We start from the raw sequence: 21,097 nt of genomic DNA, 5'->3' as shown, positions 1-21,097 counted from the left end.
GGGGCTTACTTTTGAAAAAATAAACCCCGAAGTCCAATTTTACTGGGCTTCGGGGAGGATATTTATGCTCTTTTGAGTTTTACCGGACAGCAATAATAATTTTATTAGAAAAACATTTGACAAAAAGCCTTTCGTGCTTCGCGTATTTGCAAGCGAGCGCACACTCGCCCTCAAATACGCCACGCATTTGAGTTTTGCGTAAAACGCATATCATCAGAGACTTGTATAGAAAATATACATTTGAGACAAGAAAAGTTTTCTGGACGAGCTGCGTTTAGTGCCTAATCGCACATCGATTAGGCACTAAACGCGACGCGATTAAGACCGAAACACCATGCGTTTAATGCTCAAGCGCAAAGCGATTAAGTATCGATCGCGACACGAAGGCATCACAAATCTACTCTCGCGACATGCCAACGTGCCCATAAATAAAGAAAACACAGCTAAAAAGCAGATTTCTCATATACATTTTTTTATGATTATTTTCTGACAAAGGGCTGTGTGCAGGCAATGCGTGCGTATGAATGGCAAGAGGCGCATTGCACAAGGTGGCGCAAGGCTGAAAACGCAAGTAGAGCAAGCCAAGCATGACAAGGTGGACTCGTAAAGACTGAATACCATCGCCACCAAGCTGGCGCAACCACAAAATGGCAGGGGTGTCGCTGGTTCAAGAAGACTTCTCGAGACCACGCCGACGCGACATCCAAATCTCGACTGAGTTGATGATGTTTTGCCAAAGTATATAACACCCCGGTCCTACCGACGACAACGGATTCAAGAACGCCGTGGCCACCCAGATGGCAAAGGCTGTGTTTTTCTGGCCAAGGGCCTGGCCAGCCTCGTTGGTTTTGTCAAAATAATGGCCGATGTAACGACCCGTGGCAAACTGCACGATACACAACACCAACCCCATGAGGGCTATCGACACAAGGAAGAAGACCGAAGTATGCTCCCAAGCCTCTCGAATGTTCATGGCCGTGGTGCCCGACACCACCACCAAAGAACAACCCCACATGTAATAACTGAGATCTTTCACACCAACGATACGGCGATGCAGCTTGCGCATATAGTGCTTGACAAAATAGGCAAAGATCATGGGCAAAAGCAAAACCACGCTCACTTTCCACAAGATATGAAAGAAAAGAGGCCCAAACGCCATGCTAATCGTGCCGCCATTGGTCTGCGGGAGTAATGGAAAACAAAGGGGAATAAGCAGAGCTGAGATAAAATTGGAAAGAAATGTATAGGTGGTCATCTCTTCCAAGCTACCTCCCAATTTGGCCGTTACCACAGGAGCGGCTGAGGCAGCTGGGCTGATAATGCAAACCAATATAGCCTCGAGCATGATTAATGCGCTACCACTGATGCCAAAACCGAGAATGCCACCCACGAGAATGAGCACAAAAACCATCTGCTGCACACCTATCCACAGATGCCATTTCACGGGCAGCAATCGCCTGAAATCTACCTTGCAGAAAGTCACAAACAGTATGAGAAACATGAAATCGGGCAGCACGCTGTCGTTATAAGGGGCGTACCACTCACCGATGGGCTGCAAAAAAGGCACAAAATGGAAAAGCAAGTAGACCACGATGCCCGTGGTAATGGCTAACGGCAATATCCAATTTCTTACAAATCTGATAACATTCATGATACATTATTATAATATAGCCAAATTGGCGTGATGTTCTACATCACACCAATCCATCTCAAGACGTCGTTTAGATTGGCCACCACCATGAGCAATATCAATATGATGATACCGGCATACTCGGCACGAATCATGAATTTTTCTGAGGGTTTGCGACGCGTAATGATTTCATAGAGCAAGAATATCACATGCCCGCCGTCAAGGGCTGGTATGGGCAGGATATTCATGAAAGCCAATATGATGCTCAGAAATGCTGTCATCCGCCAGAACATGTACCAATCCCAAGAAGCCGGGAACAGGTTGCCGATGGAGCCGAAGCCACCGAGGCTCTTCGCACCGTCGGCCGTAAAGACGTACTTCATGTCGCTGACATAGCCCGAAAGAACGTTCCATCCATACTTGACACCAGCGGGAAAGCTCTCTAAGAAACCATAAGTGACATGTGTACTTTTTGTCGCATACATCTTGGCTATGCTTGGAACGGCAAAGCCTAATTTCAAGTTGGGAGTGAGTGTCGTTTGCAATGTATCGACAACAGTGCCTCCGGCCTTGGCCACAATGAGTGTGACGCGCCGTAGTTCGACACTGTCTTTGTGAGTCTTGGCGGCCGTCATTTGGTCTTCCACACGCCCTATCTCATCCATAAACTCGTTGTATGAGCCAACGTTCTTGCCATTGATGGAACGTATGGTGTCGCCCTTGGCCAATCCTATCTGGCAAGCTGGCGCCACGACAGTGACATTACCATCTTCTGTTACAGGCACACGACGAAATACAGTATCGACGATAGCGGGGATGAATGGCTCGACAAACTTTGGCGTAGTTTGCAACATGTCTAACAGATTGATACCACCGGGAAGCGCGACACGCACCTTTTTGCCACCGCGGACGACATCTGCGTATTGGGCTTCGGAGAGGTCACGGTAAACGTCTATATTGAAGTCGCGGAAAGGTCGAATGTTTGTACCAACAAGAATATCCTTGTCTTGGAACCCGAACTTCTTGGCCTCGGTGTTAAACTTCATGCCCTCGGTCATGTTGGACATACCCACATAGTTCTCACCCCAATGATACATAATCATGGAATAAATGAAAAGAGCCAGCAGAAAATTGACTGTCACGCCACCCACCATGATGATGAGACGCTGCCACGCGGGCTTTGTCCTGAACTCCCACGGCTGTGGCTCTTGTTTCATCTGCTCGGTATCCATGCTCTCATCGATCATGCCGGCTATCTTGCAATAGCCTCCAAGTGGCAGCCATCCTATGCCATACTCGGTGTCTCCAGTCTTAGGTTTGAAACTGAAAAGTTTTCCTCTCCACTTGCCAACGCTGACATCAAAAAAAACAAAGAACTTGTCCACGCGCACTCCGAAGAGCTTCGCTGCCAACATATGACCGCCCTCGTGCAAAAGAACAAGCAGGGATATAGACAAAATGAATTGGAGGAGCTTGATTAAAAAGATTTCCATTGAGTTTAATTGTTTACTGTAAGCCTTATTTTTTAACTTTCACGACATAAAAAAGAACGTATAACGCTTGGAGGAACAACAATTCTTTTGATCTGTGAAAAGACTTAAATAATAGGCAATTAGTTGTTTTTATTAAGAATTTTGCTTGCTATATTTCTGGCCTCTTGGTCTGTTTGGAGATAGACATCGAGGTCTGGATTATTGTCAAAAGTGGCTTCTCGCATAGTTTGTTCTATGATATCTGCCATGCCCAAGAACGTGCACGCACCGCGTCTGAATGCTGCGTTGACCACCTCGTTGGCCGCATTGAGTATGCACGGCATGTTACCCCCACGGCGAATAGCCTCGTAAGCCAAGGCCAAACATTTGAATTTGTCCATGTCTGGCTCGTAAAACTCCAATGTTTGGGTTTTAAACAGGTCGATCTTATCACCTTGCAATGACAGGCGTTGGGGATAAGATAGGGCATATTGGATAGGCAAGCGCATATCTGGAACGCCCAATTGCGCTTTCACCGCGCCATCCTTGAACTCCACGCCGCTATGCACCACGCTCTGCGGATGTATCAGCACTTGTATCTTCTCAGCCGGCACGCCAAAGAGCCACTTAGCCTCCATCACCTCAAACCCTTTGTTCATCAGCGTGGCGGAGTCTATCGTAATCTTCGCGCCCATATCCCACGTGGGGTGACGCAAGGCGTCTGCCGCAGTGACGGTAGCCAACTGGTCGAGCGAGTGAAGCCTGAACGGTCCGCCCGAGCAGGTCAACAATATCCTCTCCACCTCGTTCATATCCTCGCCCACAAGGCATTGGAATATGGCACTATGCTCCGAGTCTACGGGCAGCAGGTCCACATGGTACTGGCGCACGAGGTTCAACATCAGCTCTCCGGCCACCACAAGCGTCTCCTTGTTGGCCAAAGCTATCTTCTTGCGAGCCTTGATGGCTTGAATGGTGGGGACCAATCCGGCAAAGCCCACCATCGAGGCGATAACCACATCGATAGCATCTGACTCGACAACTTGGCTTAACGCATCCGCCCCGGCATAGACCTTGATATCTGGTTTATCGGACAACAAATCCGTCAAACGATCGTAACGCTCCTCGTTGGCAATGACCACACAAGCCGGGTTAAAGCGTCGAGCCTGCTCGGCGAGCTTCTCCACGCTGTTGTTTGCGGTCAGACAGTAGACCTCGTAGCGGTCTGAGTGTCGCGCGATGACATCAAGTGCCTGCGTGCCTATTGACCCTGTGCTACCGAGAATACATATCTGTTGTTTCTTCATTATATTGTTTTGATTGTGCCATTCCATACGCCACGACTACAAATCGAGCAGTCCTTGAGGTATGTTCATGGCAATGACGCGCGTGTTATTGTCCACTTTGGTGATGAGACTGGCATCTGCCGGTATCAGGATTTCCCTGCCATCATTGGCCGCCACCTCAAACAAGACGTTGATAGTGCTGTCGTCCACACCTTTGACAACGCCCACAGGCTTATACGTTTGGGCGTCAAGGATTTTGTATCCAACGATTTCTGACCAACTCAGATGGTCGACATCGTCCCCGGAACGTGCCCTTTGGAAAAAAACATCACAACCCGAAATCTCACGCGCTTGCATTTGAGTGTCGATGTCTTCAAACTTAAGCAACGCCACTTCGTTACTCTTAAAACGATATTCTTCTATAAAAAAAGGAACCAAAATGCCATCAAGTTCTATTAAAAGATGGTCAGTCTCTACTCTGTCGAACACGTCGTCGACAAATCGAAACGTGATTTCGCCCCTCACGCCATGTGGCCTTTCCAATTGGCCTATGCGGTAAACGTCCTCCCTTTTAATCATCGACACGCGATATTTTGGCTCCCAATTGATTGAGCCTGTACTCTATATCCTCATACCCACGGTCTATTTGGGCGATGTTTTCGATACGGCTTACCCCGTCAGCACCCATTGCGGCTATGAGCAAAGCAATGCCAGCGCGAATGTCTGGACTTGTCATCCTGCCGGCTCTCAACTTGATGCGATGATCCTGGCCTACCACAACAGCCCTGTGTGGGTCGCAAAGGATGATTTGGGCGCGCATGTCTATGAGTTTGTCCACAAAGAAAAGCCTGCTCTCAAACATCTTTTGGTGTATCAAAACCGAACCCCGTGCTTGCGTGGCCACAACCAACAGCACAGACAAAAGGTCTGGCGTGAGCCCTGGCCAAGGTGCGTCTGCCAATGTCATAATGGTGCCGTCAATAAAAGATTCCACCTCATAGTGACTTTGATGAGGTATGAAAATATCATCGCCATCCACCTCTATTTTAACGCCAAGACGGCGGAAAGATTGTGGGATTACGCCCAAATTTCTCAATGACACATCTTTCACGCGAACACCATTGCCCACCATTGCCGCCATGCCTATGAACGATCCGACCTCTATCATATCTGGTAACAGGCGATGCCTCGTACCATGAAGGCTTTTCGTGCCGACAATGGTGAGCAGGTTACTGCCTATCCCACTGATGCCGGCTCCCATGCCATTAAGCATATGACAGAGCTGTTGCACGTATGGTTCACAGGCCGCGTTGTAGATGGTGGTCACGCCATCGGCCAAGACGCTGGCCATGATGATATTGGCGGTGCCCGTCACAGACGCCTCGTCCAACAACATATAGGTGCCTTTCAAGCGTTTAGCCGTGATGTGATACACATTGCGTTCAGGGTCGTGGACAAAATCAGCGCCTAACTCTTTAAATCCCAAGAAATGGGTGTCAAGCCTCCTTCGTCCTATCTTGTCACCCCCCGGCTTAGCCACAATGGCTCGCCCAAAACGTCCAAGTAACGGTCCTATAAGGAGCACCGACCCCCGCAACGATGAGCATTTCTTGACAAATTCAATACTGTCAAGGTAGTCGAGGTTTAGCGCGTCGGCTTGGAACGTATAGTCATGCCGACTGTTTTTGACAACTTTCACGCCAATATCCTTGAGCAAACGAATAAGGTTGTTCACGTCAAGAATATCGGGGATATTTGATATTCTTACCGGCTCATCCGTCAATAACGTAGCACTGACGACCTGCAGCGCCTCGTTTTTGGCACCCTGAGGGATGATGGTGCCAGACAATTGATGCCCCCCCTCGATGACAAAAGACTCCATAGGCTATCTCTTTCTACGTTTTCTATCGTTTTCACGGGCCGAAATCTTGTCAAACTTAAAGTTTTCAAGGTCTATCTGCACCCTCCCGTCCGTATAGCGAGCCAAGTCGTCCGCCACCTTTTCATCACTACAACTGTGGCTCCATTGCATGAGGTCGCGTTTCATCTGGTTAGCCGTCAGCCTGACCAAGGCGTCGTATTCCTCACCCTCGGGCATGGTTTTGAGCTTGTCGAAGAGCTCGAACAACATGCGTCCATAATGGCGCACCGCTATCTTATCGTTGGGATAAACCATGGGTTCTGGCTTAGTACCAATAGATTTGGCTTGTGATACATCATAAGGCCAATCAATATCCAGTTTAAAATCGCTCATCAATGCCAAATGATCCCACAGTTTCTGTTTGTAGTCCGCGCTCTCCTTGATTTGTGGAAACATACGTTCCATGGTCAGGACGATGGTCTCGGCACAACGCTGGCGTTCTTCTTTATCCTTCAACGTCAACGCGTAGTTCACCATATTTTGTATTTCCCGGCCATATTCCGGCAATACGAGCTTTTCTCGTTGGGTATTATAATCCAATCCGTCTATATTCATAAGTATTGTTATTTTGCCTTTATCAAGGGAGAAATGAGACTTTATTTTCGCTCAACGACATTTCATCGCAAAGTCGACGTGACGCCTTACAACAATTTACGCGGTTGTTTAGCCACGAAATCCTTTAAATAGAATGGCACAAAATAAGCCACGTCCTCAAACCTTTCATCCGCCCACCGCTTTTCCGCCAATGGCAACATGTTCTTGGCCAACGCCTCCACGCCGTCTATGAAACGGGCGTTGGGGTGGTCTATGGCATCCTTGCATTTATGAGCCCCATTGCCAAAGAAATAGACTGGAGCCTTATCCAAGAACTCCCTGTACGTATCCGCGTCCACAACATCAGCGTGAATGGGCCTAATCTCTTTGAGAGAGCGGTCGAAAACCTGTGCGTAGACCTCCATCCTGCGAGCATCGAGCATGGGGCACAACAATGCGTTTTCCTCCTCTATCCGCTCCTGAAGCAGCACCGGCACACACAACAGCGACAACGTAGGCACACTGATGAGCTTAAGGCCACGTCCATAGCACACACCCTTGGCCATCGAAACGCCAATGCGCAGCCCGGTGTACGAACCAGGACCAGAGCTTACTGCCACCGCGTCCAAAGGTATGGCGTGGTTGTCAACGTATGACAAAGCCTCGTCGACAAACGTGCCAAGCCTCTCGGCATGGTTAGGGCCAGAATGGTCTTCTTGTTCAAAAATGCACGCGCCATTGTCGCTTACGGCAACAGAGCACACATCAGTACTCGTATCAATATGCAATATACAAGACATAACTTTTTCCTCGTTTACTATCGAATAATCTTAATAAATTGCAAATTTACTCTTTTTTCCTGCATTTTTTGTATTTTTGCAGAAATTTAACTTGCAAGAAACTATGATACTATCAATGACCGGTTACGGCAAGTCTGTCGTAACATATAGAGACAAGAAGATTAACGTTGAGATAAAATCATTAAATAGCAAGTCCTTGGATCTATCCGTTCGCATAGCTCCGCTTTACCGGGAGAGAGAGATGGAGATACGCCAAAAACTTGCCGCAGCGCTCAAGAGAGGGAAGGTAGACTTTTCGATTTGGATCGAAAAAAGCGACCTTGTAGACGCCACTCCCATCAACGCCTCGCTTGTTGAGAATTATTACAACCAGATAAAAACCATCTCCGAGCACACCGGCATACCCGAGCCAACCGATTGGTACGCCACGTTGCTACGCATGCCCGACGTGCTTCTCAAGACAGACGCCGAGCAACTTGACGACGAAGAGTGGAGCATGGCGAGCCAAGCCATCGACAAAGCCTTGGCCGAGACGATAGACTTCCGCCGCCAAGAAGGTGCCGCCCTCGAGAAAAAGTTCAACGAAAAAATTGCCAACATCAGCCGGTTGCTCCAAGAGATAGAACCATTCGAGGCAAGCCGAGTACCTAAAATAAAAGAAAGTATCATCAATGGGTTGAAGCAAATACCCGAAGTGGATTATAACAAAAACCGGCTCGAGCAAGAACTCATTTACTATATCGAGAAGCTTGACATCAACGAGGAGAAACAACGACTGGCCAATCATCTTAAATATTTCAGCGAGACTATGGCCGAAGAGCAGCCCAACGGCAAAAAATTAGGCTTTATCGCCCAAGAAATGGGGCGCGAGATAAACACCACTGGCTCTAAAAGCAACCAAGCGGAAATGCAAAACATCGTGGTAAAAATGAAGGATGAGTTAGAGCAAATCAAAGAGCAGGTACTCAACGTACTATAAAGACATACCTGCCCCAACCATCGCTATCCTCATCCGGGCATCCTTAATACCATACGACAACGGTTCCGGGGCCCAACATCAAACCACCCATCCACCCTTCACATCATCGACTATGAACGCCAATAACACGCCAAACGCCAAACTCATCATCTTCAGTGCACCCAGCGGAAGCGGCAAAAGCACCATCGTCAATTATCTCATGCACGAGCATCCCGAGTTGCGTCTGGCTTTCTCCATATCATGCACCAACCGGGCTCCACGTGGCACCGAGCGACATGGCGTGGAGTATTTCTTTCTTTCGACCGACGAGTTTCTGTCCAAGATAGACGGAAACGAGTTCTTGGAGTACGAGGAAGTTTACCCCGGCCGTTTCTACGGCACCTTGAAATCGCAGGTCGAAAACCAGCGCGAGAAAGGCCAAAACGTTGTGTTTGACGTAGACGTGAAGGGAGGTTGCAATATCAAAGACTATTACGGCGACCGCGCACTAAGCGTATTTATTCAGCCGCCATCCGTCAATGAGCTGCGTCGCCGCTTGGAGAGACGAGCCACAGATGCACCAGACGTAATCAAGCAGCGGCTGGACAAAGCGGCCTACGAAATGACTTTCGCCAACCGTTTTGACCGCATCATTGTCAATGACGACCTTACGAAAGCCCAAAACGAAACCTATGAGATAGTCAGCGAGTTTTTAAAAAAATAGTTATCTTGCGCCTTATCATCCATCAGTAGGCACCCAGCTTTATATTTATCCACACGCTTATGAACGCCATCGCGCCGCCATCGCTTGCCACACGCGCCACCACCCACGACAGGAGGTTGCGCACAGGAGTGTTCGGCGGCAGCTTCAACCCCATTCATGTGGGGCACATTGCGTTGGCGCGCCAAATACTCCAAGCAGCCCATTTGGAAGAAGTGTGGTTCATGGTCTCGCCTCTCAACCCCTTCAAGACCAACGATACCCAACTTTTAGACGACCGCTCACGACTCGATCTCACAAGTCGAGCGCTCGCCACAGAACCAACACTGAAAGCCTCCGACTACGAGTTCCACCTGCCCAAGCCTTCTTATATGTGGAACACGCTCAAGCACTTAGCCACCGACTATCCGGAACGCACATTCATCCTTATCATCGGCGCCGACAACTGGCTGGCATTCGACCGCTGGGCCGAACCGCAATACATACTCTCGCATCACGAGATAGCGATCTATCCACGCAAGGGCTATCCCATAGATCGCTCCAAGCTACCTCCCAACGTGCACCTCGTCGACACACAGCTCTACCCTCTAAGCAGCACAGAGATAAGGCGTCGCGTCAAAGCGAGACAGCCCATAGACGGTTTAGTGCCTGACGCCATCTTGCCAATGGTGCAAAAACTGTATCGGTAAGCACACACCTTTAGAATGTCAAGGCACATTGACAAAACTCCATTTTTTCAAAATAATATCACAAAAAAAGCATCCTCCACAACCTGTCTTTTAGCGCAAAAAAAATCAGTTTCTTGGCAAATTTTCGCCATTACGGATATCTCGATTTTGTCGTCAAACCACAAATGCTATCCAATCGCACCACGTTTAAGGCCCATTGAGCCCGCGATTAAGTCTCATTGATGTTGCGACAAAGGCCTAATCGCCACAGCTTTAAGCACTAATGGCAAGTCGGAAAGAAAACTTTTGCACACCAAAAAACACCAAAATGTCATAGCGATCTGCAAGACAAGGCTTTACAAAAAACTCGCATTTTTCGTGTATTTGCGTGCAAGGCCAACCCCGACAGCAAATACACGATTTACAGAAACTACTTTGTCAATATTTTTCAGCTTAGGCATGCCAGTCCATCAATATCTCCATCATACCTCACCCAATGCGTCAAAACAAGCCAAAGCACGCTTGACAACACTTCTTTCGTGTTAATTTAGGGCATGTGCATTGTTTATCTCCTATTTTTATACTATTTTTGCAGAAAATAATAAAACAAGCATTCGTGAAGACTTTGAGACAAGTGGCACTGCTATTGCTGAAGCCCATCATGAGGAACAGCGTTTTCTTCGTGATGATGTATGCGCTCGGTATGCTGAGTGCCATCCTCACTTTGCCTCACCACAAAGACGCTACATTATACGAGAATATCTATTTAGAGCTATTTTTGTTTGATTATTGCGTCTGCGCGGTACTCACGCTTTTTCCTCGCAAGATACGCACATGGCTGAAACGGTTGCTCTACATCGTGCTCTACACCGTGTCTATCATTGACATCTACTGCTTTTGGAAATTCGCCTCAACACTCAATCCCACGATGCTCATGCTCGTGAACGAGACCGATAGCAGAGAAGCAGGCGATTTTATTCGGGCATTTCTCACCGTAGACATTCTCTTTTCGCCCCTCGGCTGGATATTTTTGCTCATCCTCATTCATGCCCTATGGGTAGTGCGTCGGCACTTTTTCCACCTACCAAGCAAACACACACGCCAAACGGTCAGAGCGTGGCTCATGGCCATAGACGCTAAGGCCACCAAGTGGAAATTAGACTATGCTGGGGGCTTGGCCATCGCCGCACTTTTGGCGATGAGCATAAACGCAAGCTGGCACAATATAAAAGAGACAGTCAGGCTGATGACCGCAGACACCATCGGCACCGTGGAGCACATCTTGACCGAGAAAGATCACGCCGTGCTCTATTTGCCCATCTACCGCTTGGCATTCAGCATATACAGCAATTCATTGGCCGACGAGCAGATAGGACGGTGCATTGCCACTAATGAGAAGATAGCGGTAGACACTTGCACACAGCGTTCGCCCACCATCGTTCTTATCATCGGAGAGAGCTATGGCAAGGCGCACAGCTACCAATACGGCTACTATCTCAAGACCACACCACGCCAAATGAGACGTGAGCGCAGCGGACTGCTCACCAAATTCACCGACGTGGTGAGCTGCTGGAACCTCACGAGCTTTGTCTTCAAGAACGTGCTCTCCACACATGTAGTAGGACAGGAAGGTGAATGGTGCGACTACCCGCTCTTCCCAGCTATATTTCGTAAGGCTGGATACCATGTGAGTTTTCTCACCAACCAATTCTTGCCCAAGGCCAAAGATGCCGTATACGATTTCTCTGGCGGCTTTTTCCTGAACAACGCCACACTGAGCAAGGCACAGTTTGACACCCGCAACACACAAACACACCAATATGATGACGGACTGCTCGATGACTATGACCGATTAGTGGAACGCGGAGAGATAACCAACGACAACCCCAATCTCATCATCTTCCATCTCATAGGCCAACACGTGAACTACCGCACACGGTGCCCCAACGCACAGCGCAAGTTTGGGCCAGAGGCGTATGCGAAGACGCGACCGGAACTCGACGAGAAGAAGCGACGTATCATCGCCGACTACGACAACGCCGTGCTCTACAACGATTCCATCGTGGACGCCATCATCAAGCGTTTTGAACACAAGAAGGCCATTGTCATCTACATGCCAGACCACGGCGAGGAATGTTACGAACCGGGGCGAAATTTCATCTGTCGCAACCACAGCGCGGCCATAGACTGGTCCTTGGCCCACTACGAATTTGAGATCCCATTCTGGATATATTGCTCTCGCAAATACGTGAAAGGGCACAGAAACGTATACAGAGCCATCCGAAAAGCCAAAGACAAGCGATTTATGACCGACGCCCTGCCACACATGATGCTGTGGTTAGCTGGCATCAAAACCAAAGACTACAGGCCCGAATACAACTTGCTCTCGACCGAGTACGATGAGCGAAGGCCTCGCATACTGAAGAACACCACCGACTATGACTATTTGCGAGAACGTCACTACGCCGAGTCTGCCAAGCAGAAATAAACGCCACCGCCATCATCCTATTATCACCGATCGTCATGAAATACAAAATGAATGTCGCGCTTCTCTCGCGCACTGAGTGCAACGCGCTACGAGGAATGGCCATCATAGGCATTTTCTTGCATAACTATTGCCACTGGCTCGGCCCCGTGGTGAAGGAAAACGAATATCAGTTTTTCAAGCGCAACGCAGACTGGTTCTCACAAGTAGCAAGCAACCCCGACTACCTGTGGCCTATGCACATACTATCGTTTTTCGGACACTACGGCGTACCAATCTTCTTGTTTCTCAGTGCATATGGGTTGGAACGGAAGTATGGCGCGACATCGCCCGCCACGGCACAAGACCATGACAGCGTTGGCGACACGTGGATGTTTGTCAAAAAGCACTATCTCAAACTGTTCCAAATGATGTTCGTGGGCTTCGTGTGCTTTATCTTTGTGGATGCCATTACACCCGGTAGTTGGCACTACTCCGTGCTGCAAATCGTGGCGCAAATGGGCATGTTCAACAACCTTTTGTCAGAACCCGACCAGAATATCTGGCCAGGACCTTACTGGTTTTTCGGGCTGATGCTCCAGCTCTACATTGTGTACCGGCTGCTGCTCTATCGCCGACACTGGGCCTGGACGGTAGCATTGATGGCACTCTGCATTGGCGGACAGCTCTGTCTCGGACCTGAAAGCGAGGCTCTCAATCGCTATCGGTACAACTTCATGGGTGGCATGCTGCCCTTTGGTATGGGGCTGCTGTTCGCGCGCCACGGTCAACGGGTCATTTTGGTGAACCTCTCCACGGTGGCATTACTCATGTCGTTTGTGGTCACAACGTTTTTTGTAGTTGGTTTCGGCAACAACTTTTGGGGCTGGACGCTTGTGCCTGCGCTGGTGTGCTATGCCGCTGTCTATTTTGTAAAATCATTGAAGAGCGTGCCTGCCAATATCGTAACCGATACCATTTGGAAAGCATTGCAGTGGATGGGTGGCATATCGGCAGCCCTGTTTGTCATCCACCCCGCGCTACGAAAAGTATTCATACCCATATCTCGACATGGCGACACCTACGCCGGACTATTGCTTTACATCATCGCCTCAATAGGCGCGGCATGGCTTATCAATGAGATTATGAAAAAAATAAAGATGGGATAAGACGACAAAAGCTTTCTGCGACAAAAACAAGACATGTCATAGCCCCAACAACATCATGTTACTCAGCACATGAACACACACACCACACAGCATCACGACTTGAAAATACCCTTATGGGCAAACGCCCACGAGGATGGCTATCGGCTAACATTGGCCGACATCAGCACCTACCGAGGAGAGCTGATGGGTCTTGCCATGTTGATGATTATGCTGTTCCATGTGCCCCTTTCGTCGCACAACCCGTTCTTTGGACTACACAGAATGGGCAATATCGGCGTGGATATATTTTTCTTTCTCAGTGGCGTGGGGCTATGGTTCTCATGGACTAAGAACCCAAACTACAAACACTTTTTCAAACGTCGGTATCTCCGTGTCTATCCAGCATGGCTGCTCATGGCCAGCCTTTACTACATCCCGCGGTTCAAGGGGGGCGACACGATGGCATGGGTAGACCTCTTCGGTGACATCACTATCAACTGGGGCTTCTGGCTTCACGACGAATTAACGTTTTGGTATATACCCGCCGCCATGATGCTCTATCTTTTCGCACCTGCCTATATGAACCTTATCAAGCGCGACACCACGTACCGCTGGTTGCCCGTGGTGATGGTCGTGTGGTGCGTGGCTGTGCAATGGGTAGCCCCAATCCATAACGCCGTGGGGCATTTAGAGATATTCTGGAGTAGGGTACCCATCTTTTTCATTGGCTTAGGCATGGGCGAAAGAGTGCAGCAAAAACACAGCGCACCCTTGTCATCGGTGTGGTTGCTATTGGCTGTTGTCCTCATCGGAATGGGCACCAGTATATACATGGAGCAAAATTTGCACGGCAAATTTCCGCTTTTTATAGAACGATTGGTCTATATTCCTGTCACCGTGTGCGGCACATGGCTGTTGGGTACCGCGTTGAGGCACATAGACAGGGGCGCAAGACGAGCTTTGGCGTTTATTGGAAGTATCAGCTTGGAGATATACCTCATACACGCCCATTTCGTTTTAAGGCACCTGCCCGCGGATTGGAGCTACTGGATCACATTCCTCGCATGTCTTGCATGCACGCTCCCTTTGGCTTGGGCCGTGTGGCTGACAACCTCGCGGTTGACAGAAAAAATATTTAAAACGACTAAGAAATGAAGCATTATATCAGACTCATACGGCCCACACAATGGATTAAAAACCTCTTTGTCTTTGGTCCTGTGATATTTGGTGGCAGGCTGCTCGACGCCCAAGCCATGTCGGCAGCTTTCATCACCTTCTGGGTTTTCTGCTTCGCGGCATCGAGCATCTACTGTCTGAATGACATCATCGACGTGCCTGACGACCGTCGTCACCCCGTGAAGTGCACCCGACCGATAGCCTCCGGAGCAGTGTCCTTGCGCCAAGCCTATGCACTGATGTTACTGATGCTCGCGCTTTCGGCATGCTGCGTGGTCGCGTTGGCGCCCCTATACGGCATGTTTGGCTCATGCCCCCTATCCAGCCTACGCTCATGTCTCAGCGTGGGTGCAGTGGCGTTGTTCTATGTGGCGCTCAATATAACCTATTGCGTCAAGCTCAAACAATACGCCATCATCGATGTTTGCTTGGTAGCGTTCGGCTTTGTGCTGCGACTTATGGCTGGTGGTTTGGCCACAGGCATAACATTGAGCAAATGGATTGTGCTCATGACATTTCTGTTAACGCTATTCATGAGTTTCGCCAAACGGCGTGACGACGTAATCCGAATGGAAGCCACGGGGGAGCCACCACGCAAGAATACCATACATTACAACCTCACATTCATCAACCAAGCCATAACCATCACCGCCGCCGTGACATTGGTATGCTACATCATGTACACCATAAGCCCGGAGGTGATAGCACAGTTTGGAAACGAGAATCTATATCTCACAAGCATGTTCGTATTGGTGGGACTGCTGCGTTACATCCAGATAGCGGTGGTAGAGAAAAAAAGTGGCAACCCCACAAAAGTGATATTGAAAGACCGTTTTGTGCAACTCGTGGTGGCGGCGTGGTTCGTCGCGTTCATCTTGATTATTTATGTTTTCTGACCTGCGAACTAAAACAAAGCTCGTGCTGTTCGATTTTGACGGTACGCTCACCACAAAAGACACTTTCGTGGCATTCATTCGCTATGCCAAGGGCAATGTGAGAACGCTGTGTGGATTTATGCTTCACGCACCCATTTTGGCGCTGATGCTGCTACACCGATATCCCAACCATAAGGCCAAGCAACGCATTTTTTCATATTTCTTCAAGGGAACGCGCTTGGCCGACTTTGACAAATTGTGCCAGCGATTTGCCAATGACAGTCGGGAATGGTTGTTACGCCCCAAGGCCAAAGATGCCATGCGGCGAGCTTTAGACAATGGGGCCAAGGTAATGGTGGTGAGCGCAAGCGTGGACAACTGGGTTAGGCCATTCTTCTCTGGGCCTGAAGAACGAGCCGGAGAACAAGACGCGAGCGACATTACAATATTGGGCACGCGGATAGAGGTGCGAGACGGTATCGTCACAGGCGAGTTTTCCACCCCAAATTGTTATGGCATGGAGAAGGTGAGGCGTGTCAAAGCAGCGCTCACCAAGCCCCGTGAGGAATATGATATCACTGCCTTTGGCGATAGCAGGGGCGACAAAGAAATGCTCAACTATGCAGACCGAAAACACTACAAACCATTCAGGAACTGACAAGCGACAGCGAATGGGCGAGATAATACGCTTTGGCGTGGTAGGCGCATTGGCCACATTGATACAATATGGCATCTATTTGCCGCTCTTGACATGGACGCATGCAACGGTGGCCAACACCGTGGGCTATGTCGTGAGTTTCGCATTCAACTTCATGGCAAGCACGCTCTTCACATTCCGCGTCAAGCCCAACGCCAAGCGTGGAGCATGGTTTGCGCTGTGCCACGTCATTAATTATCTATTACAAACGGCATCGTTAGCATGCTTTATCTATATTGGAATACCCAAATCGTTGGCCCCAATACCCATGTTTGCCATCTGCGTGCCCGTCAATTTTATATTGGTTAGACATTTCATGAGACGTTGATTTATGAAAAAAATACTTGACATATTCCGTTTAAAACAAGAAGAGCGCATACCTACTCTGGTCGCAACGCTACTCATGGCAGCGCTCATCGCGCTTCCTATCTACGCTTACAGTGACGCGTTGACGCCTATATCTGACAACTTTAGAAAGATAGTGATAGCCCACTTCCGCATATCGGGCTTCGACCCATTGAGCTATCTTGTCTTGACCGATTGGGGAACGTTTTACAATGTGTACCGTCACCCACTGTTAGCATTCTTTATGTACCCGCCATACCTGCTCAACCAAGCGTTGACTTGGCTCACGGGACACAACTGCGCCATCTATGTCATGGGAGCGTTGCAACTGTTGTGTAGTTGCTACTCGTTCGTGTTTATGTATCGTATCCTGCGCGAGATTATCGGCTTAAAACGTATAGAGACCATCGTCATGTCTTATTACCTTTTCTCCCTGGCTTACGTCATGGTAACATTCATCTCGCCTGACCACTTCGCCATGTCCATGCCAGTGCTAATTATGACACTATACATAAGCGGAATATGTATCAAAAAACGCCGCGCGCTCACCATTTGGCAAACCGTCTTACTCTTCGCGCTCACGGCTGGCATATCGCTCAACAATGGCTTGAAGACCTTCATGGCCGCCCTTTTCTGCAATGGCAAGCGGTTTTTCCGCTTGAAATACCTGCTTCTGGCTGTCATCGCACCCTCTCTCCTCATCTGGTTGTTCGCCCGATTCGAATATCGCAAATTTGTGTGGCCCGCCGAAATGGCCCGAAAAGAGGCCAAGATGAAGAAAGACAAAGCATGGAGAGACAAGGTGTACACACAGTACAGGGATACCACCAAGCTCACAGACACGGCACAAATAAGGGCGAACGTGAACCAATACATCAACCAAAAAATTAGCGCGAAATATAAACGAGATCATCAAAAAGCGTGGATGGTGAACAAAGGAAAGCCTATCGCTAAAGGCGAGTTTATGAGTTGGACAGACAAAACAACCTCTCGTTGGGAGACTATTGTTGAAAATCTCTTCGGAGAGTCTATACAATTGCACAGCAAGCACCTGTTGGAAGACACGTTAGTGCAGCGTCCGCTCATCGTGAAATATGGCGCGTGGTATTTTTATTGCATAGAGCTTATCGTGGTATTGCTATTCGTTTGCGGCATCATCGCGGGTGCCCGATCACGCTTCTTATGGCTTGTGATGTCTTTTTTTGGATTTGACATGTTGCTCCACATGGGTTTGGGATTTGGCATCAACGAGGTTTACATCATGTCAGCCCATTGGATTTACGCCATCCCCATAGCCACGTCTTGCCTGCTCAAACGCTCTCAGGGGGTGGCACGACATGCGCTGTTAGTCATATTGACCCTACTCACGATATACCTATGGAGTTACAATGCGACGCTTGTTGTACAATATTTCACATAGACCCCAAAACAAAGATGAAGGCTGAAAAACAAAATTACCGAGTACATGTTTTGTTATTTCAGCCTTATTCGTTATTTTTGTATCATTGTTTTAAACCTATACCCAATACTAATCACTAAAAATATATTTCATGGAAAATAACAAATTATCGAAAGTTATCGCTCATTTCAACATCAAAGGCACTGTTGAAAGCATTGCGCCACTTGGCAACGGCCTGATCAACGACACCTTTTTGGTAAAGACAAGGGAGCAAGACGCGCCAAGCTATGTGTTGCAACGCATTAACAACGAGATATTTACAGACGTTGATTTATTACAACACAATATAGAAACCGTAACCAACCATATACGCAAGAAACTAAAAAGCAAAGGTGAAACGGATATTGATCGCAAGGTGTTGAGATTTGTCACGGCCGATAATGGCAAGACATACTTCAAAGATTCTGATAACAAATACTGGCGCATATCATTGTTCATACCCGACGCCGAAACACACGAGACCGTCAATCCGGCATATTCTTATGATGCGGGCAAAGCTTTCGGCAAATTCCAGTCAATGTTAGTTGACGTGCCCGAAAAATTGGGCGAGACCATCCCCGACTTCCACAACATGGAGCTTAGAGCAAGACAGCTGCGCCAAGCCGTAGACAATGACGCCGTGGGCAGGGTGAAAGAGGTGCGCGATATCTTGGCCGAACTGAAAGAACACGAGGCAGAAATGTGCAAAGCCGAGCGCTATTATCGGGACGGAAAACTCAAAAAGCGCATCTGTCACTGCGACACAAAGGTGAACAACATGATGTTTGACAAGGATGGCAAGGTGCTCTGCGTTATCGATTTGGATACCGTCATGCCAAGCTTTATATTCTCAGACTATGGCGATTTCCTGCGAACGGCTGCCAACACCGTTGCTGAAGACTCCCCCGAATACGACAAAATCGCTTTTCGGATGGATATTTTCGAGGCCTTCACAAAAGGATATCTTGAATCGGCCAAAGAGTTCTTGGAACCCATCGAGATAGAAAACTTGCCCTACGCGGCCAAACTTTTCCCCTACATGCAGTGCGTAAGATTTCTTGCCGACTATATCAATGGCGACACCTATTATAAGACATCGTACGACAACCACAATCTTGTGCGAGCTAAAAACCAATTGTGTTTATTCCGCAATGTATGCGAACACGAGCCTGAGATGAACGCTTATATCAAACAATGTTTATAGATATGAAACGCCTAACCATAAAAAAAATATCGCAGCAGCCCCTTGCTGCCGCCGACATACCAGCCATCATGGATGCTGAGCAAATTCCATTCGAGCTGATCGACAACGCCAATTGGGCCGCGGACTACCCCTATACACCGAAGGCATCGTTCAGGATGGGGCATCACAACGACACCATATACCTGCACTATCGTGTGTCTGAAGACAGCGTTAGAGCTTTGGCCGCTCAAGATAACGGGCATGTATGGGAAGACTCTTGTTGTGAATTTTTCTTCCAGCCCACCCCGGACGGCCCCTATTACAACGTGGAATGCAACTGCGCGGGCACGTTATTGGTGGGTTGTGGCCAAGGAAGGGAAAAGCGAGCATTGGCCTCTAAACATGTTTTAAGGCAGATTGACAGGTGGACAACATTGGGCAGGGCGCCCTTTGAAGAGCGAAAGGGTAGATGCGAGTGGCAGTTAGCTCTCATCATTCCTACCTCTACCTTCTTTAACCATCAAATTGGCACTGTGAGTGGGCAGAATTATCGCGCCAACTTTTACAAGTGTGGCGATGCTTTAGAAAAGCCTCACTTCTTGTCTTGGAACGCCATTGAGATAGCCAAGCCCGATTTTCATCGCCCCGACTACTTTGGCGAGCTGTCGTTTGAATAGTGACGTGAGCGCAGAACGAGCGAGCGTTGCGCCATCAAATTATAACCGCATGGAGGCTTAACCCGTACCACAGGTTAAGCCTCAAACATGCTTGGCCCTACCCATCCATTTAGAGACACGTAGCCTGATGGCCTTGCCTATCTTGCCGAACTGTCCATATCGCAGGCTCAAGAGCAGCTCTTCCACCGACCGTCCCGCCTTGACGAGTGGATGTCCCCATGCGTTGACCCGATAAAGACGGTCTTTATAGTCAACGTACTCTATGACATATTTGGGGTGACGAAGCGGAAAAACAATCTCGTGACGCCCCATTGTGAATATGCGACGCAATCCATGTGGCGTGGTTCGCATATCAGAAGCATAATGAGTGGAGTTCTCCGTCAGCCCGATATTGCTCACAAGATTTTTTGACGGCATGATAGCGAGCCCCGAACCGAATAGCATCGCTGACCAAAAAACACTCTCGAAGAATGGCTTTCCAGCCTGCCGATGGTCTCGGCACATCTTGATGAAATCGCGCCTAAAACCTCTTTGCCTCAGCACCGCCCGCAATTGGAGCATGTTGAAACTGTCGTCAAGAAAACTATAAGTAGCGTCCCATTGGTCAACAACTCTTCTCCACGACGCCCAGCCCCATATAGAGAACGCCGACGTAAAGAAATAGTCATACGGAACGGCCGCCGACACCTCGTCAACATTAAACCCGGCAATCATCGTTATGCGCTCATCATGCTCGTATCTGTCAAGCATCTCCTTGCAAAACGGGAAGAAAGACTGCGACGGCACCACGTCATCCTCGAGCACCATGCACTTGGAGGCCAAAGAGAAAGCCCACTTTTGCGACATGTAGCCAGATGGGTCGCAACCGTAGTTGCGCTCTTGAAAACATTGACGCACATCACATTCCCAATCGATATCCTCGGCAATGCGTCGGCAAGCCATGATACCATCCATGTCTTTGTCGTCCCGAGGTCCGTCCTGATACAAGAACAGGCGCGACGGACGAGCCTTTTTCACCTCGGCAAAAACCTGTCCGAAGGTATCCGGGCGATTGAAAAACAACATTAACACGGCAATGTCTATTTTGGCAGGATGTCTCATAAT

20 protein-coding genes are annotated in these 21,097 nt (G+C 48.7%); 12 read left to right on the top strand and 8 right to left on the bottom strand.

What is annotated here, in order from left to right; translation table 11 throughout:
* Positions 1–667: 667 nt before the first annotated feature.
* From C7379_RS08135 to tsaB, 7 genes are all read right to left on the bottom strand, one after another.
* A complete protein-coding gene (locus tag C7379_RS08135) occupies positions 668–1,651 on the bottom strand; it encodes a bile acid:sodium symporter family protein (RefSeq protein ID WP_116616856.1) in 984 nt (327 codons plus the stop codon).
* Between the two features lie 38 nt (positions 1,652–1,689).
* The gene (rseP, locus tag C7379_RS08130; protein WP_116616855.1) at positions 1,690–3,123 is read right to left on the bottom strand and encodes an RIP metalloprotease RseP; all 1,434 of its coding nucleotides are present in this window, start codon (positions 3,121–3,123) and stop codon (positions 1,690–1,692) included.
* A 119-nt stretch (positions 3,124–3,242) separates the two neighbouring features.
* On the bottom strand, positions 3,243–4,409 hold the full coding sequence (locus C7379_RS08125) for a 1-deoxy-D-xylulose-5-phosphate reductoisomerase (protein ID WP_116616862.1): 1,167 nt from the start codon (positions 4,407–4,409) through the stop codon (positions 3,243–3,245).
* Positions 4,410–4,445: 36 nt separating this feature from the next.
* Positions 4,446–4,967, bottom strand: a complete 522-nt coding sequence (gene rimM / locus C7379_RS08120) for a ribosome maturation factor RimM (RefSeq protein WP_116616854.1) — start codon at positions 4,965–4,967, stop codon at positions 4,446–4,448.
* Positions 4,960–6,270, bottom strand: a complete 1,311-nt coding sequence (murA, locus tag C7379_RS08115) for a UDP-N-acetylglucosamine 1-carboxyvinyltransferase (RefSeq protein WP_116616853.1) — start codon at positions 6,268–6,270, stop codon at positions 4,960–4,962. The genes rimM and murA overlap by 8 nt, the downstream gene beginning before the upstream one ends.
* Before the next feature lie 3 nt (positions 6,271–6,273).
* The gene (locus C7379_RS08110) at positions 6,274–6,864 is read right to left on the bottom strand and encodes a DUF4290 domain-containing protein (RefSeq protein WP_116616852.1); all 591 of its coding nucleotides are present in this window, start codon (positions 6,862–6,864) and stop codon (positions 6,274–6,276) included.
* 86 nt (positions 6,865–6,950) lie between these two features.
* A complete protein-coding gene (gene tsaB, locus C7379_RS08105) occupies positions 6,951–7,643 on the bottom strand; it encodes a tRNA (adenosine(37)-N6)-threonylcarbamoyltransferase complex dimerization subunit type 1 TsaB (protein WP_116616851.1) in 693 nt (230 codons plus the stop codon).
* A 103-nt stretch (positions 7,644–7,746) separates the two neighbouring features.
* Between tsaB and C7379_RS08100 the strand changes: the two genes are divergently transcribed.
* The 12 genes from C7379_RS08100 to C7379_RS08045 all read left to right on the top strand — a co-directional run bounded on the left by C7379_RS08100 (position 7,747) and on the right by C7379_RS08045 (position 19,993).
* Complete coding sequence (locus tag C7379_RS08100) at positions 7,747–8,622, top strand: YicC/YloC family endoribonuclease (protein ID WP_116616850.1); 876 nt, start codon at positions 7,747–7,749, stop codon at positions 8,620–8,622.
* Positions 8,623–8,734: 112 nt separating this feature from the next.
* On the top strand, positions 8,735–9,325 hold the full coding sequence (gene gmk, locus C7379_RS08095; protein WP_116616849.1) for a guanylate kinase: 591 nt from the start codon (positions 8,735–8,737) through the stop codon (positions 9,323–9,325).
* 59 nt (positions 9,326–9,384) lie between these two features.
* Positions 9,385–10,011, top strand: a complete 627-nt coding sequence (nadD, locus tag C7379_RS08090; protein ID WP_116616848.1) for a nicotinate (nicotinamide) nucleotide adenylyltransferase — start codon at positions 9,385–9,387, stop codon at positions 10,009–10,011.
* A gap of 595 nt (positions 10,012–10,606) precedes the next feature.
* Positions 10,607–12,478 (top strand): phosphoethanolamine transferase family protein, encoded by a 1,872-nt coding sequence (locus tag C7379_RS08085; RefSeq protein ID WP_116616847.1) that lies wholly within the window; start codon positions 10,607–10,609, stop codon positions 12,476–12,478.
* Positions 12,479–12,525: 47 nt separating this feature from the next.
* A complete protein-coding gene (locus tag C7379_RS08080) occupies positions 12,526–13,623 on the top strand; it encodes an acyltransferase family protein (RefSeq protein WP_207773413.1) in 1,098 nt (365 codons plus the stop codon).
* A 183-nt stretch (positions 13,624–13,806) separates the two neighbouring features.
* Entirely contained in the window at positions 13,807–14,757 is a 951-nt protein-coding gene (locus C7379_RS08075; RefSeq protein ID WP_243406758.1) for an acyltransferase family protein, read from the top strand.
* Positions 14,754–15,674 carry a decaprenyl-phosphate phosphoribosyltransferase gene (locus tag C7379_RS08070; protein WP_116616844.1) on the top strand — a complete coding sequence of 307 codons (921 nt, stop codon included), beginning with the start codon at positions 14,754–14,756 and terminating at the stop codon, positions 15,672–15,674. The genes C7379_RS08075 and C7379_RS08070 overlap by 4 nt, the downstream gene beginning before the upstream one ends.
* Complete coding sequence (locus tag C7379_RS08065) at positions 15,664–16,311, top strand: HAD family hydrolase (protein WP_116616843.1); 648 nt, start codon at positions 15,664–15,666, stop codon at positions 16,309–16,311. Before C7379_RS08070 ends, C7379_RS08065 begins: the two co-directional genes overlap by 11 nt.
* Positions 16,274–16,678 carry a GtrA family protein gene (locus tag C7379_RS08060; protein WP_116616842.1) on the top strand — a complete coding sequence of 135 codons (405 nt, stop codon included), beginning with the start codon at positions 16,274–16,276 and terminating at the stop codon, positions 16,676–16,678. The genes C7379_RS08065 and C7379_RS08060 overlap by 38 nt, the downstream gene beginning before the upstream one ends.
* Before the next feature lie 3 nt (positions 16,679–16,681).
* Positions 16,682–18,115, top strand: a complete 1,434-nt coding sequence (locus C7379_RS08055; protein WP_116616841.1) for a DUF6080 domain-containing protein — start codon at positions 16,682–16,684, stop codon at positions 18,113–18,115.
* Positions 18,116–18,245: 130 nt separating this feature from the next.
* Positions 18,246–19,337: a phosphotransferase enzyme family protein gene (locus tag C7379_RS08050; RefSeq protein WP_116616840.1), complete on the top strand. Its 1,092-nt coding sequence runs from the start codon at positions 18,246–18,248 to the stop codon at positions 19,335–19,337.
* 2 nt (positions 19,338–19,339) lie between these two features.
* Positions 19,340–19,993, top strand: coding sequence for a carbohydrate-binding family 9-like protein (locus C7379_RS08045; protein ID WP_116616839.1), 654 nt, complete (start codon positions 19,340–19,342; stop codon positions 19,991–19,993).
* 81 nt (positions 19,994–20,074) lie between these two features.
* Here the strand turns inward: C7379_RS08045 and C7379_RS08040 are convergent, their stop codons facing one another.
* The gene (locus C7379_RS08040) at positions 20,075–21,094 is read right to left on the bottom strand and encodes a hemolysin activation protein (RefSeq protein WP_116616861.1); all 1,020 of its coding nucleotides are present in this window, start codon (positions 21,092–21,094) and stop codon (positions 20,075–20,077) included.
* Between the last annotated feature and the right edge of the window lie 3 nt (positions 21,095–21,097).

This window comes from Hallella colorans (assembly GCF_003096815.1).
Taxonomy (GTDB): domain Bacteria; phylum Bacteroidota; class Bacteroidia; order Bacteroidales; family Bacteroidaceae; genus Prevotella; species Prevotella colorans.
This window is presented reverse-complemented; position numbering and strand designations above follow the sequence as displayed.

Bases quoted from the DNA above. Each gene is read 5' to 3' on its own strand.
- tsaB (WP_116616851.1), bottom strand. From the start codon at position 7,643: ATGTCTTGTATATTGCATATTGATACGAGTACTGATGTGTGCTCTGTT.
- nadD (WP_116616848.1), top strand. From the start codon at position 9,385: ATGAACGCCATCGCGCCGCCATCGCTTGCCACACGCGCCACCACCCAC.
- C7379_RS08125 (WP_116616862.1), bottom strand. From the start codon at position 4,409: ATGAAGAAACAACAGATATGTATTCTCGGTAGCACAGGGTCAATAGGC.
- C7379_RS08070 (WP_116616844.1), top strand. From the start codon at position 14,754: ATGAAGCATTATATCAGACTCATACGGCCCACACAATGGATTAAAAAC.
- rseP (WP_116616855.1), bottom strand. From the start codon at position 3,123: ATGGAAATCTTTTTAATCAAGCTCCTCCAATTCATTTTGTCTATATCC.
- C7379_RS08100 (WP_116616850.1), top strand. From the start codon at position 7,747: ATGATACTATCAATGACCGGTTACGGCAAGTCTGTCGTAACATATAGA.
- rimM (WP_116616854.1), bottom strand. From the start codon at position 4,967: ATGATTAAAAGGGAGGACGTTTACCGCATAGGCCAATTGGAAAGGCCA.
- C7379_RS08075 (WP_243406758.1), top strand. From the start codon at position 13,807: ATGGGTCTTGCCATGTTGATGATTATGCTGTTCCATGTGCCCCTTTCG.
- murA (WP_116616853.1), bottom strand. From the start codon at position 6,270: ATGGAGTCTTTTGTCATCGAGGGGGGGCATCAATTGTCTGGCACCATC.
- C7379_RS08045 (WP_116616839.1), top strand. From the start codon at position 19,340: ATGAAACGCCTAACCATAAAAAAAATATCGCAGCAGCCCCTTGCTGCC.
- C7379_RS08135 (WP_116616856.1), bottom strand. From the start codon at position 1,651: ATGAATGTTATCAGATTTGTAAGAAATTGGATATTGCCGTTAGCCATT.
- C7379_RS08080 (WP_207773413.1), top strand. From the start codon at position 12,526: ATGAATGTCGCGCTTCTCTCGCGCACTGAGTGCAACGCGCTACGAGGA.
- C7379_RS08065 (WP_116616843.1), top strand. From the start codon at position 15,664: ATGTTTTCTGACCTGCGAACTAAAACAAAGCTCGTGCTGTTCGATTTT.
- C7379_RS08055 (WP_116616841.1), top strand. From the start codon at position 16,682: ATGAAAAAAATACTTGACATATTCCGTTTAAAACAAGAAGAGCGCATA.
- C7379_RS08050 (WP_116616840.1), top strand. From the start codon at position 18,246: ATGGAAAATAACAAATTATCGAAAGTTATCGCTCATTTCAACATCAAA.
- gmk (WP_116616849.1), top strand. From the start codon at position 8,735: ATGAACGCCAATAACACGCCAAACGCCAAACTCATCATCTTCAGTGCA.
- C7379_RS08040 (WP_116616861.1), bottom strand. From the start codon at position 21,094: ATGAGACATCCTGCCAAAATAGACATTGCCGTGTTAATGTTGTTTTTC.
- C7379_RS08060 (WP_116616842.1), top strand. From the start codon at position 16,274: ATGCAGACCGAAAACACTACAAACCATTCAGGAACTGACAAGCGACAG.
- C7379_RS08110 (WP_116616852.1), bottom strand. From the start codon at position 6,864: ATGAATATAGACGGATTGGATTATAATACCCAACGAGAAAAGCTCGTA.